This is a genomic window from Oscillatoria sp. FACHB-1407 (genome assembly GCF_014697545.1).
Lineage (GTDB): Bacteria > Cyanobacteriota > Cyanobacteriia > Elainellales > Elainellaceae > FACHB-1407.
Window position 1 is genome coordinate 62,014 of sequence record NZ_JACJSA010000017.1, and the last position, 13,190, is coordinate 75,203.

Below are 13,190 nucleotides of genomic sequence, written 5' to 3' on the forward strand. Positions count from 1 at the left end.
ACTGATATTGTCCGATTTCGACTCAGTATCTCCTACGAAGTTAAACATCCTTTGATGTCATTATTGATTACTACTCAGGTTGGGTAGATGCTGAACGATACGGTTCTATTGCTGATACTTTTCGGCAATTGATAGCAATCGAAGAATGGATCGTGGCAGGGTGCAGGGGTAAAACCTCTGATTGGGGCTAATGCCCTGATACCTTTGTCTTAGCTATTTCAACGGTTGCTATAGATGCATTGGTTCACTTCAGCACATTCTCATCAAGTTATCCCCTATGCTATCTCCCTTGGGCGATCGTGCTCAACCCAAGCCCAACGACCCAGTCTATGAATTAGTGTTATCCCAATTTCAGGGAGATCTGGCAGATCGCCTCAGCGTCGAGCAAATGTTTATTTTGATCGATGGTGTTCTGCCCTTTGAGGCGTGCCTTTACTATCAAGTGTTGCCACTATTTATAGAAGGGAGTCGGCTCAACCTGGGGATGGTGTTTCCCAATGACACATCGGCAGCGGATTATGTCCGGCGCATCGTTTCCTATCACAACTACTCTTTAGTGCCTCGCCCCATCTCGTCAGAAGCGTTGCAGGGAGCACTCACTGCCTATCTCAACTATTCTGGTAAAAAACAAGCGGCAAATCAGCGGCAGGCAGCCTCCAACAATCGCCCCAATCGCTACTCGGCGCGATCGCGCTCTGGGCAAAATACCAATCCTGACATTCAAAAGACCCTCGTCGTTGATAGCCCTGAGAATTTGGGAGACGCGCTACTCAATGACATTCCATCCCAAGAACCGCCGACTCCTCCGCCCCATATCCCCTTCACTCCTAGCTCAGCCCAACCCAGCACTACACTGCAAGTCGGCGAGGATGATGCTCCCTCCTTTGAATCGCCCTTGCAACGCGAAGATCTGTTGACGGCAGACCCGCAAAACTGGCAACAGCAGAAGAATGAATCTCAAGAACTGCCTCCTGAACCGCCTCAGTTGCTCAGTCCACTACCAGAGATTGAGATTCAAACGAATTATCTGGCTGACCCCGTAGAGGTGTTGACGACCCTCCCACCAAAGGAGTTGCTGCAAGAACTCCTGGGGCGTGTGCTCTATGCCGGAATTGGACGTTTGTATTTTGAGCGACAACCGCAGTATGGGCGTGTGCTCTGGAGCCAGAATGGGGTCTTGCAATCGGTGTTAGACCGTTTAGACCCAGCCACATTTCAGGGCGTGCTGGATGAGTTAAAGCAGCTTACCCACTTACCCCTGGCAACGGTTCAAACAACAAAACAGGTTGAGGTAGAAAGGCTCTATCAACAAACCCGGTTGTTGCTACGGTTTAAGTTAATGCCAACTGAGTATGGCGAAGAGGCAACCTTACAGGTGTTGCGTGGAGCGGCTTTAAAGTTTCATCAGCAGCAACAACTGGCTAATTTAGAACGGGATGCGTTGACGATCGCCAAGCAGTTGCAGACGAAGGTGAGCGAAATTCGCGATCGCGCCCGCCTTGAATCAGGTCTGGGTGGAGCCAAGCTGGATGCCTTACCTGCGCTTAATCAACTCCTGAAGCACATTGAGGAACAACTCGGTTCCTTAGCGGATGAGGAAGTGACGGAAGAGTGAAAGAGTCAGTGGTTGATGGTCAATGGTCAGTGGTCAATAGTCAATGGTTGATGGTCAATGGTCAGTGGTCAAGGGTTGATGGTCAATGGTCAGTGGTCAAGGGTTGATGGTCAGTGGTCAATAGTCAATGGTTGATGGTCAATAGTCAATGGTTGATGGTCAATAGTCAATGGTCAGTGGTCAATGGTTGATGGTCAATGGTCAATGGTTGATGGTCAGTGGTCAATGGTTGATGGTCGGTGGTCAATGGTTGATGGTCAGTGATCCAGCGAGAGGGTCGGAAAGTTGGTTAGGACTTACGCAAACCTCAAACTCAAACCTCGTAACTTCTTCCCCCTCGACTTCTCCACGACCAAGTGCTGGGACTTCCTAACGACTGACGATTAACAATTAACCATCGACGATGGATCAAACTGGGTTTTTGTAACCTTGAATACTTTTCTCTGGGCGTGTCCTCATTACTCTGATGAAATCTCAGGGAGTAGTCGTTCGTCTACCCCTCAAAATAATTCAAAACAATGGGCTTCTAGGGTTCCGATTAAGGCTGGTCATGCCTTCAATGTCTGGTCCGAGAGAAGCCAGCTAGTGATAAACGCCTTGACGCGAGTTGCAGGAATAGCTTACTAGCCACACGGCGGGAGAAAAGCCCGGGAGAGACGGCAGTGCATTCTGCGGTTGGTCTCCTGGGCTTTTTTGCCTGGATGCCTGCCAGGGGTGCTGATGCAAGCCAAGCTGACATACCGTTTAACGTCCCTATTGGTGGGTGCCTGTAATGACTGATAATCCTCTCTTTCAAAGTCCTAATAACAGTTCTCAAACTGAAGCCCAGCGTGCTCTAGAACGCGAAACACAACTCCCCTTAACCGGGTGGCAGCAGGAAGTGTCTCAGGGGTTGGAGTATGGTTTGGAAGCGGCGGCAAGTATCCGCGATCGCTCCATTCCGACTTTTTCACGCGGTGAATTACCTCACTTTGCGGGTATCAACACCTTCCTCAAAGCTCCCTACTTGGAGGATGTACGAAAGGTGGGTAACTATGACGTGGCGATCGTTGGGGTGCCCCACGATTCCGGTACTACCTATCGCCCTGGAACTCGCTTTGGTCCTCAAGGCATTCGGCGCATTTCCGCCCTCTACACTCCCTACAACTTCGAGATGGGGATTGACCTGCGGGAACAGATTACCTTGTGCGATGTAGGTGACATCTTCACGATTCCTGCCAATAACGAAAAATCCTTTGACCAGATCTCTAAGGGAGTGGCTCACATCTTCAGTTCGGGGGCGTTTCCCATCATTTTGGGGGGTGACCACTCCATCGGCTTCCCAACAGTGCGCGGGGTCTGTCGGCATCTGGGTGACAAAAAAGTCGGCATTATCCACTTCGATCGCCACGTTGATACTCAAGAGACTGACCTGGACGAGCGGATGCACACCTGCCCCTGGTTCCACGCAACCAACATGGCAAATGCCCCGGCCAAAAATCTGGTGCAGTTGGGGATTGGTGGGTGGCAGGTGCCGCGTCAGGGCGTTAAGGTCTGCCGGGAACGGGCAACTAACATCCTGACCGTTACCGATATTACGGAAATGGGTCTGGATGCCGCCGTAAATTTTGCTTTAGAGCGAGCACTGGATGGCACCGATTGCGTCTACATCAGTTTTGACATCGACTGCATTGATGCGGGCTTTGTCCCTGGCACAGGGTGGCCCGAACCTGGTGGATTGCTGCCTCGTGAGGCACTTTACCTGCTGGGCAAAATCATCCAACAGGCTCCTGTCTGTGGTTTAGAGGTGGTTGAGGTATCTCCTCCCTACGATGTCAGTGACATGACCGCTCTCATGGCAACTCGTGTAATCTGTGACGCGATGGCGCATCTCGTTCTATCGGGACAGTTGCCTCGGCGTGAAAAACCTGCCTACATCCATGATGAATGCAACATGAATGTAGACGTTCCATGGACGTGAGGTGACGCAATGCATGAGACCGACATGACAAAGGCACTGATTCTCACGGTCAAAGATTGGTGGGAGTCACAGCCCGATCGCCCCGTTATTTCCCAGGTCCATCTCACGGTTGGCAAATGCACCTGCGTTGAGCCAGCGAGCCTGCAATTTGCCTACGCTGTGCAAACCCAGAATACTTTTTTAGAAGGAACGGAGTTGGTGATTCGAGAAACACCGCTCATTGCCTTCTGTCATCCCTGCCAAAAGGAATATGAACCGGATATTGGCACTCATTATGCCTGTCCGACCTGCCATTCCCCGATGGATGATATTCGCTCTGGGCGAGAGCTCAAAATTGATCGGCTCGAATTAAGGTCAGTGGTTGGTAGTCAGTAGTCAATGGTCAGTGGTTAGTGGTCAATGGTCAATGGTCAATGGTCAGTGGTCAATGGTCAATGGTCAGTGGTCAGTGGTCAATGGTTAGTGGTCAATGGCAGCGGCCAGGTGACGATGAACAATTGACGATTGACGATAAACCAACAGTTCTTATCCTTAATAACCCCTATCTTCATCCTCCTTTTTTCCCTCTATGCATCAAACAGTTGACGTTGCTCTCGGAATTAACCTGCTCCATGCCAATCAGGCAGGGGCAGATCACAATCGATCGCACCTGGATGAATGGGGCATTACCTGTCTCAACATCATGAGTAGCCCCGGTGCGGGTAAGACCGTGTTGTTGGAGCGCACTTTGGCAACGCTGAGCCGTGACCTGGCGATCGCGGTGATCGAAGGCGACATGACGACAGAATTGGATGCCGAGCGTCTGCGCCAGTATGGTGTTCCCGTCATTGCCATTAACACCGGGCGTTCCTGTCATCTCGACTCCAAGATGGTGGCGGGTGGTCTGCACCAGTTGGAGCACAACCACGACCCCAGCACATTTGATTTGCTGTTGGTTGAGAATGTGGGCAATCTGGTTTGCCCTGCTGAGTTTGAGGTGGGTGAGCACGCCAAAGTAGCTCTGTTGAGTGTCACTGAGGGGGCCGACAAACCGCTGAAATATCCGGTGATGTTTCAGGAAGCTGATTGCTTACTGATCACCAAAACCGATCTGGTTCCCTATTTGGATGTCGATGTAGAACAGATTGCTGCCAATGTGCGCCAGATGAATCCTGATGCCACCATCATTCCCGTCTCTGCCAAAACAGGCGAAGGTTTAGAAACCTGGTTTGCCTGGGTCAAAGGTCAGGTCGCTGCTCAGGCAGTCAGTCGGGCATCATACCCCGTTGTTGCGTTGCAGGCTTAGTGCAGCCGATTGTCCATCCCCGCTGAAATGCACGCCGATTTTGAGTTCAACCACGTTGCTATAAGGAAGCCCAATGAATATTCGCAAACTTGTCTCGTGGATCGCAATCTTTGTAGTGAGTGTGGCGATCGCCATCAGTTGCACTCCATCGCCCACTTCAACCTCGGATACCGGATCTTCCCCTGCTGCTAGCCCAGCAGGAGAACCCGTCACCCTTGGCTTTAGTGCTTGGCCGGGTTGGATTCCCTGGCAAGTGACGCAGGACAAAGGCATCTTTGAAGAGAACAACGTCAAGGTTGACCTGAAGTGGTTTGATGGCTATCTCGACTCAATCAACGCTCTAGCTGCTGGGCAGTTAGACGGCAACAGTCAAACCCTGAATGACACGATTAGCTCAATCTCTGGTGGTGCTGATCTGGTCATCGTTCTGACAAACGACAACTCCACTGGCAACGACCAGATCATCGTCAGTGAGGGCATCAACTCCATTGAAGATCTGCGGGGCAAAAAAGTCGCAGCAGAAGAGGGAACTGTGGATCACTTCCTCCTGTTGCTAGGGTTGCAACAAGCCGGGATGACCCAGGCAGATATTGAGTTTCAGCCATTAGAGACGGGTGCTGCTGCGGCTGCCTTTGCGGCAGGTCAGTTGGATGCAGTGGGCGTATTCGCTCCCTTCACCACCAAAGCGTTAGAGCGTCCCGGAAGCAAGCCTCTGTTTACCTCAGCCGATTTTCCGGGAGCCATTTCGGATCACCTCGTTGTTTCCCGCCAGATGGTAGATGAGCGACCCGATGATGTGCAGGCGTTAGTCAATAGCTGGTTTGACACCTTGAATTACATCAACGACAACAAAGCGGAAACCCTCACCATCATGTCAAAGCGAGGGGGGGTGACCGAAGACGAGTACAAGGAATACGAAACAGGCACCACCATCTTCACCATTGAGGACAACTTGAAGGCAATGGAGGCAGGTTCCGACATGACTTCCCTTCCCTACGCTGCCGAGGAGATCAGCAACTTCTTGGTTGAAGCAGGTCTGGCACCTCAAGCCCCTGATCTGAGCAAGTTATTTGACGATCGCTTCGTCAAAGCCTACGCCGAGTCAGCAGGAACCTAGGTAAGAAAGGATAAAGGATAAGAGATGAAGGATAAAGCACAAGCGATTAAAGCCGCTAATGGTCAATTGTCAATGGCTCATTGCCTGTCCTTCTGATTTCATCCTTTAGCCTTCATCCTTTTCTTTTTTCTCTCTTCTCTTTTCATCCTTTAGCCTTTAGCCTTCATCCTTTTCTTTTTTCTCTCTTCTCTTTTCATCCTTTAGCCTTTAGCCTTCATCCTTTTCTTTTTTCTCTCTTCTCTTTTCATCCTTTAGCCTTTAGCCTTCATCCTTTTCTTTTTTCTCTCTTCTCTTTTCATCCTTTAGCCTTTAGCCTTCATCCTTTTCTTTTTTCTCTCCTCCTCCCTCCTCCTTACCTCCCATGAGCCAATCCACCGAGTCATTTCCCAGTCCGATCGCCTCGCATCCATCGGAAATGCTTCCTCCAACTGTCTTTTGGCGCATTGCGGAGGGCATTCCTCGACGACTGGTCGCCATTCTGGTGAGTTTGTCGATCGCCGTACCGTTGCTGTTATGGTGGGTTGTCTCTAGCTGGATGGCATCCCGTGGGGGGACAGCGGCTGTTTTTTTACCGACTCCGGCTCAAGTGCTCACAGCATTTTGGGGCTTGTGGAGCAATGGCACACTGCCTAAAGACATCATCTTTAGCCTGTTTCGCGTGTTGAGTGGATTCTTTTTGGCAGCGGTGATTTCCGTGCCGTTAGGTGGATTGATGGGTAGCTTTGCCAGTGTGCGATCGCTCCTGGAACCCATCATTGGCATCATACGCTACATGCCTGCGCCTGCATTTATTCCACTATTGATCTTGTACTTTGGCTTAGGAGAATTGCCCAAGATTCTGTTGATCTTCATCGGCACTCTATTCTTCAACACGTTGATGATTATGGATGCGGTGAAGTTTGTACCCAAGGAACTGATTGAAACCACCTACACTCTGGGGGGCAAACGCTGGCAGGTGTTGCTGCAAGTGATTTATCCCTACATCTACCCCAACATCATTGATGCCTGCCGGGTCAACATGGCAGCGTCGTGGAACCTGGTCATCGTCGCTGAACTGGTTGCTGCGACCGAGGGCTTGGGCAAACGCATCAGTATTGCTCAACGGTTTTTGAGAACCGACGAGATCTTTGCAGGGCTGATTGTGATTGGACTGATCGGACTGGCGATCGACTTGTTATTTCGGTTGTGGCTCCGTATTGCTTGTCGTTGGGCGAGGTGAGGTTAGTGGTCAGTAGTCAGTAGTTAATGGTCAATGGTCAATAGTTAGTGGTCAATGGTCAATAGTTAGTGGTCAGTAGTCAGTAGTTAATGGTCAATGGTCAATAGTTAGTGGTCAATGGTCAATAGTTAGTGGTCAATGGTCAGTAGCCAATAGGCGTTAGTTCGAGATTAAACCTTGTTCCTTCTCCTCTTTTCGTTCTTCTTTTTTCTATCTTCTCTTTTCGTTCTTCTTTTTTATCCTTCACCCCTCATCCTTTATCCTTCATTTCTTCCTCGTCATGCACCTCGAAGTTAACCACCTCTACAAACAGTTTCCGACTCGTAATGGTTCTGTGTTGGCGTTGAAAGATATCAACATGCACATTGAGGAAGGTGAGTTTGTCTGTGCAGTAGGTGCGTCAGGTTCGGGCAAGTCTACCCTGCTGCGTCTAATTGCGGGGCTAGAGACTGCTACAACGGGGGAAGTGCTCGTGGATGGGGTGCGAGTGACAGGACCGGGCAGCGATCGCGGTATGGTATTTCAGCACTACACGCTTTATCCCTGGATGACGGTGGCAGATAACGTGGGGTTTGGGCTAAAGCTGCGAGGCGTGAGTGCCAGTCAACGGCGACAACAAATTTCGTATTATCTGGATGTGGTGGGGTTAACTCAGTTTGCCAAGGCACTGCCGAAGGAATTGTCAGGTGGGATGAAACAGCGCGTGGCGATCGCCCGTGCCCTTGCCTCCTGTCCCAAGATTTTGCTGATGGATGAACCGTTTGGTGCGTTGGATGTGCAGACCAAGGAAACCATGCAACAGTTTTTGTTAGAGGTTTGGCGACGCACCCACACCAGCATTTTTATGATCACCCATGATGTGGAAGAGGCAGTCTTCCTGTCCCAGCGGATCTATGTGCTGACGGCTCATCCTGGTAGCATTCAAAGTGAGATTGCGATCGATCTTCCTTCAGAGCGTGACTATCACATCAAACGCAACTCTAAATTTCAGGATTACAAAGACGAAATCATGGGTTTACTGCGGGGAGAGGAAGTTGCTTTGGTGGGATGACCTGTGAGGTGTTGCTGGTCGGTTTGACAAAAGCTCACGCTGCAATTGATTCCTGACTGGCACGGATCAAACCGTGTGCAGGCAGAATTGGAAGATGTCCTAACAAACCGTTCAGTTGTTATAGCTATCGCCACTTCATTTAACGTGAATTCGGGATAAGGATTTCGGCGATTTTAACCGCCGCTATCGGAGCAGAACCGACCTGCGTCGGTTCGTCCAATCCTACCTTTTCCGTAGTCTGCGTCGGCGGACTTGGTTCTAGTAGCCGCGAATTTATTCGCCGGGCTCTTAAACCGAACTGATGTTCATTTAGGGCAGAGGGGTGGGGTTGTGCCCCTAGCCACAGTTTCCGCTGTACCAATTCCTAAAAGTAGAACGGCAGATGGGGTAGAGGTGGTTCGCGAACCGCCTTTACAAAATCCTCCTGCCGCCCTGCCTCACAAATTTTGTATACTACAATTAAGTTTTTTTAATCTTTCATGACATCTACCCCATTTATTTATTTTTTTGAAGGGATTCCCGAAGAACTCAGCGATGTCAGTTTGCGCCGCAATCGCTCAACAGGCGTTCGCTCTGTGTTGTTGACCTTCAAGCAGTTGAAATCGATTGAACGGTTTAACAGTTACACCAAGCGTTTTGCCCAAGGGTTGCGATTGGTAGACAGTGAAGGAGAAATCAGTGTTGAACCGGACTCTGTGCAGTTTGTGTTTGGTGGTCCAGAAGGTGATGAGCTAGTGCGCGTCGAGTGCAAATTTGAGATTCAGCGAGAAGACCACTGGGAGCGGTTTGTGCGGTTTATGAATCGCTACGCCGAAGCAAATGGGATGGAGTATGGCGAGCGGAAGCAGACGTAATTTGTTAATGGTTAGTGGTTAGTGGTCAATGGTGAATGGTCAATGGTCAGTGGTCAATGGTCAGTGGTTAATGGTCAATGGTCAGTGGTTAATGGTCAATGGTCAATGGTCAATAGTCAATGGTTAGTGGTCAATGGTCAGTGGTGAATGGTCAATGGTCAATGGTCAATGGTTAATGGTTAATGGTTAGTGGTCAGTGGTCAGTGGTGAATGGTCAATAGTTAATCGTCAGTGGTGAATGGTCAGTGGTCAGTGGTCAGTGGTGAATGGTCAATGGTTAATCGTCAGTGGTGAATGGTCAGTGGTTAGTGGTCGTCAGTTTCGGCAGAGTGTGGGTGTAGCATTGGGGAGGCTCACGCAGGGGGGAGTTGAAGCTGAGATAACTGAATGCCAAGCCTTGATTGAATAAGGTCAACGGTGTTTTATTACAAGGGTGAAGGAATTGCAATGAAAGTAGCGGTCACAGGGGCAACAGGGTTTGTTGGTGGTTATCTGGTGAAGCGATTGCAGCAGGAAGGACATACTGTTGTCGTGCTGACTCGTGATGCCCAGCGTGGCAAGCAGATGTTTCCCTCAAGCAGCTTTGCGAATGTTGAGGTGGTGGCATACACGCCACTGGAGTCGGGAGATTGGCAGAGGGCGATCGCCGGATGTGATGGTGTGGTTAACCTGGCAGGTGCACCGATCGCTGAGAGCCGTTGGACACCTGAGCGCAAGCAAGAGATTCTTGACAGTCGTGTGATTGGCACTCGCAAGATCGTAGAGGCGATCGCCCAGGCAAATCCAAAGCCCAGTGTTTTGATCAACTCATCGGCGATTGGCTACTACGGCACGAGTGAAACCTCCACCTTTGATGAAACGAGTGCGGCAGGAGATGACTTTTTAGCCGAGGTCTGTAAGGCGTGGGAGGCTGAAGCACAGGCGGTAAAAGCCTCTGGCACTCGACTGGTGATTTTGAGAACGGGCATTGTTTTGGGGATGGGTGGGGCGATCGCCAAGATGCTACTGCCATTTCAACTATTTGCCGGAGGTCCGATTGGCAGTGGTCGGCAGTGGTTCTCCTGGATTCACATCAACGATCTGGTCAGCTTGATTGTCAAAGCTTTGACAGATTCTTCCCTAGAAGGCACCTTCAACGCCACTGCCCCCAACCCCGTCCGCATGAATGAGTTTTGTAACGTGTTGGGGCAGGTGATGCATCGTCCCTCCTGGTTGCCTGTTCCCGACTTTGTTCTAGAAACCCTACTGGGAGATGCTGCCAGGGTCGTTTTAGAAGGTCAACAGGTTTTACCCAAGCAAACGCTGGCGACCGGATTTGCCTATCAATACGATACGCTCAAGCCTGCTCTGAAACAGGTTTTGGGTAAGTAGAGGTAGAGGGGTGAGGGTGATAGGTGAACCGTAAAGACGCGATTAATCGCCTCTCTCCCCTACTCTCCCCACCTACCCTTCTTGCTTCATCGATTGCAGACGCTTATTGACCCAGCTAATAATGCCGCTGAGCAATGCCCCTGCCATTAGAATTCCGATCGCAGGAGTAAACACGGGTTCCCAAAGTTTGTACCAGAGGTCTAACCCCAATGGGATCTTAAAGGTGTGACCCACAACGGCGATCGCTAACCAAAAGAAACTTAGCAACACTAAGAACAAATTAGCGACCAGTGCTAAGTTGAGCCACTCCAATAATTTCTCTTTCATCAGCTTTTCCTTCACAAATTTCAAACTTCTTTCTGAGAGGTGGTTCCGTTGGGATGACCCGGCTTAAGGGTTGATTATCGCGGATTGTGGAAAATACGGCTTTGGTCAGAAAGCTTAGGACAAAGGCAATGGGTCAAACCCTGATTCGGGGAGTTTTCTGACTTGCCTCCGCCCCATCGAATGTAGCTAACGTCAGTTCGGTTTAAGAGCCCGGCGAATGAATTCGCGGCTACTAGTGTTGCGAACACAAAGTTTTGCAATGTAGGGGGTTTGGGGGCTTCGCCCCCAAGAAGGGGTTCCACCCCTTCACCCCTTTCAAACCTTATTTTTTGCTGTACTAGAGCGAAGTCCGCCGACGCGGACTCCGGAAAAGGCAGGATTTGACGAACCGACGCAGGTCGGTTTTGCTCCAATAGCGGCGGTTTTAACCGCCGAAATCCTGATCCCGAATTCACGTTAGCTATGGCTATAGCCGCCATCCAAAATCCAAAATCCAAAATTGCTAAAGGGTTATCCAAATCCCATTATTTCAAAAACATGGCTTTCAAAAAAACGGTGATGTTCCAAACCTGTTGATAACCTCTGTAAGACCCCCTGTAGTCCCCCTTACCAAGGGGGACGGCGACAGCCGGGGGTTAGTAGCAACAGATCTGAAACACTACCAAAAAAACATGGCCGCCCTCAAGGAAGGACAGCCATATTATTCCAGCAGAACCATAGATTAGTTTGTTAAACTCTGCAACTTACTTGTCAGCTTGCGCTTCTACCATCAAATTGTCGGGGTCAACATAGTGACAGGTAGCATCATCAACACAGATGAGTGCCCAGCCTGATTGATCGATTCCAATGAACTTGTATGAACCTTCTTGTACAAAAAAGCCTTTGTGATTGCGGGTTTCTGGTTTAACTTCAACGTGAGAGAGCATGATGACCAATCCTTATCTGTTTTAAAAGAGTGTGAAGCGGCGACTAGCTATAAACACTGCTAATCACCAACTTCACTGAATCTTATCATTAGATTTTCGGATGCATCATTAAAAATGATTAGTAATCATTGCATTTTCTAAATAACTGGTGAGTTTGATAACCAGAATCCCCGCAGAAACGGCCCTAGAAATGTAAATTTTTGATCCTAGCTGCCAAACAACCAGTTTTGAACTCGTATTAACCCCTTCCAATTCGGTTTGCGGCTTAACCCATCTTCACAGTTCTTCTTAACTTCTTCTCGTAGCTCTGGGACAGCCATAATCAGCTGTTCGGCGATTTCAACATGCTCCCGGACTCCAGTTTTAGCCGTCTCCAGCATGGCAACCGCCAGGTTGACTCGCGCCTGCGGATCTTGTGGATTGAGCTTGACTGCTTTTTGAGCCGCTTTGAGAGCCTGACTGGGCTTGTTATCGAGTAGATAGAGCCACGCTAGACACGTCCAGGCGGGGCTACTTTTGGGCGATCGCTCACAAACCTCTTTAAACAGTGGCAGCAGCGTTTCTGGAGATTCGCCTGCTTGATAACGCTCAATGCCTTGATCGAATAGAGTTTCAACAGTCTCAGTCATAGGAGAAGCAACAGTCGGTTACGGTTGATACTGAACGGCAAAAAATCTGAAGAACTTGAATTTTAGCGGATTCTGGTTCCTGTGAGGGTGTCATTGATGACTTGCAATCCGCCTGTACCCATTCAGGGAGCCAGAGCATGAGTCATTTGCCCCTGCGGCTACACTGCTCAAGATCTAATTCCACAGTGAAAGAGTTGGTGAGGCATCAGCGCATTTCAGTTTCACAGCACATAAGTTTCACAGCGCATAAATTAAGGGTGAAAAGCAATTCCGCTTTCACCCTTGCAATGAGACTACGACTGACGATTTAAGAGAACGACTTGCCACAGCCACAGGTTTGGTTGGCATTGGGGTTTGTAAACTGGAACCCGCCGCCAATCATGGCATCGCTGTAATCCAACACCAGCCCATAGAGGTAAAGAATGCTTTTTGGATCACAGACGACCTTAAAGCCCTCGTAGTCAAAGACCTCATCATTTTCACGAACGTTACTAAAGTCTTCAAAGTCCATGACATAAGACATTCCAGAGCAGCCACCCTGACGAACCCCAACTCGCAAACACAGGTCTTGGTTGCCCTGCTTTTCACGTAGAGAGAGAACCTGACGAAGGGCGGCGTCAGTCATAAGAATGCCACGCTGTTGAGACTGAGTTGCTTGCGTCATTGGTATAAATGACTCCTTAGATAGAGATCTTTATGTATGAATCTGAAATTGCGGTGCTACCAGAGTAATATCGGTAAATTGGGCTAGATAATCTGCCCCCACACTCTGATGGTAGCAATCTTCAGGGGTATCTTAACTGAGGAGTGTGAGAAGTTCTGAAATTAAGTCATGG

At 49.6% G+C, this 13,190-nt stretch carries 16 protein-coding genes and 1 riboswitch; of the genes, 12 read left to right on the forward strand and 4 right to left on the reverse strand.

Annotated features, from left to right (window positions below):
• The first annotated feature begins 277 nt into the window (after positions 1–277).
• From H6G89_RS23820 to thyD, 12 genes are all read left to right on the forward strand, one after another.
• Positions 278–1,615: a hypothetical protein gene (locus H6G89_RS23820; protein WP_190511105.1), complete on the forward strand. Its 1,338-nt coding sequence runs from the start codon at positions 278–280 to the stop codon at positions 1,613–1,615.
• Positions 1,616–1,784: 169 nt separating this feature from the next.
• Positions 1,785–1,988 (forward strand): hypothetical protein, encoded by a 204-nt coding sequence (locus H6G89_RS23825; RefSeq protein WP_190511107.1) that lies wholly within the window; start codon positions 1,785–1,787, stop codon positions 1,986–1,988.
• Between the two features lie 142 nt (positions 1,989–2,130).
• A riboswitch (guanidine-I (ykkC/yxkD leader) is annotated at positions 2,131–2,271 on the forward strand.
• A 116-nt stretch (positions 2,272–2,387) separates the two neighbouring features.
• Positions 2,388–3,575, forward strand: coding sequence for an agmatinase family protein (locus H6G89_RS23830; protein ID WP_190511110.1), 1,188 nt, complete (start codon positions 2,388–2,390; stop codon positions 3,573–3,575).
• A gap of 9 nt (positions 3,576–3,584) precedes the next feature.
• On the forward strand, positions 3,585–3,950 hold the full coding sequence (gene hypA / locus H6G89_RS23835; protein WP_190511112.1) for a hydrogenase maturation nickel metallochaperone HypA: 366 nt from the start codon (positions 3,585–3,587) through the stop codon (positions 3,948–3,950).
• A gap of 193 nt (positions 3,951–4,143) precedes the next feature.
• Positions 4,144–4,860, forward strand: coding sequence for a hydrogenase nickel incorporation protein HypB (gene hypB / locus H6G89_RS23840; RefSeq protein WP_190511114.1), 717 nt, complete (start codon positions 4,144–4,146; stop codon positions 4,858–4,860).
• 73 nt (positions 4,861–4,933) lie between these two features.
• Positions 4,934–5,977 carry an ABC transporter substrate-binding protein gene (locus tag H6G89_RS23845; RefSeq protein WP_190511115.1) on the forward strand — a complete coding sequence of 348 codons (1,044 nt, stop codon included), beginning with the start codon at positions 4,934–4,936 and terminating at the stop codon, positions 5,975–5,977.
• Positions 5,978–6,338: 361 nt separating this feature from the next.
• The gene (locus tag H6G89_RS23850) at positions 6,339–7,196 is read left to right on the forward strand and encodes an ABC transporter permease (protein WP_190511118.1); all 858 of its coding nucleotides are present in this window, start codon (positions 6,339–6,341) and stop codon (positions 7,194–7,196) included.
• A 280-nt stretch (positions 7,197–7,476) separates the two neighbouring features.
• Positions 7,477–8,247 (forward strand): ABC transporter ATP-binding protein, encoded by a 771-nt coding sequence (locus H6G89_RS23855; protein ID WP_190511120.1) that lies wholly within the window; start codon positions 7,477–7,479, stop codon positions 8,245–8,247.
• 479 nt (positions 8,248–8,726) lie between these two features.
• Positions 8,727–9,101, forward strand: coding sequence for a photosystem II reaction center protein Psb28 (gene psb28, locus H6G89_RS23860; protein WP_190511122.1), 375 nt, complete (start codon positions 8,727–8,729; stop codon positions 9,099–9,101).
• 21 nt (positions 9,102–9,122) lie between these two features.
• Complete coding sequence (locus H6G89_RS35865) at positions 9,123–9,248, forward strand: hypothetical protein (protein ID WP_255519498.1); 126 nt, start codon at positions 9,123–9,125, stop codon at positions 9,246–9,248.
• 91 nt (positions 9,249–9,339) lie between these two features.
• Entirely contained in the window at positions 9,340–9,510 is a 171-nt protein-coding gene (locus H6G89_RS23865; RefSeq protein ID WP_190511124.1) for a hypothetical protein, read from the forward strand.
• A 38-nt stretch (positions 9,511–9,548) separates the two neighbouring features.
• The gene (thyD, locus tag H6G89_RS23870; protein ID WP_190511126.1) at positions 9,549–10,472 is read left to right on the forward strand and encodes a thylakoid membrane protein ThyD; all 924 of its coding nucleotides are present in this window, start codon (positions 9,549–9,551) and stop codon (positions 10,470–10,472) included.
• A gap of 72 nt (positions 10,473–10,544) precedes the next feature.
• Here the strand turns inward: thyD and H6G89_RS23875 are convergent, their stop codons facing one another.
• From H6G89_RS23875 to H6G89_RS23890, 4 genes are all read right to left on the reverse strand, one after another.
• Positions 10,545–10,799, reverse strand: coding sequence for a hypothetical protein (locus H6G89_RS23875; protein ID WP_190511128.1), 255 nt, complete (start codon positions 10,797–10,799; stop codon positions 10,545–10,547).
• Positions 10,800–11,542: 743 nt separating this feature from the next.
• Positions 11,543–11,725, reverse strand: coding sequence for a hypothetical protein (locus H6G89_RS23880; protein ID WP_190511130.1), 183 nt, complete (start codon positions 11,723–11,725; stop codon positions 11,543–11,545).
• A 206-nt stretch (positions 11,726–11,931) separates the two neighbouring features.
• Positions 11,932–12,354: a tetratricopeptide repeat protein gene (locus tag H6G89_RS23885; RefSeq protein WP_190511132.1), complete on the reverse strand. Its 423-nt coding sequence runs from the start codon at positions 12,352–12,354 to the stop codon at positions 11,932–11,934.
• Between the two features lie 307 nt (positions 12,355–12,661).
• A complete protein-coding gene (locus H6G89_RS23890) occupies positions 12,662–13,018 on the reverse strand; it encodes a HesB/IscA family protein (protein ID WP_190511134.1) in 357 nt (118 codons plus the stop codon).
• Positions 13,019–13,190 lie beyond the last annotated feature (172 nt).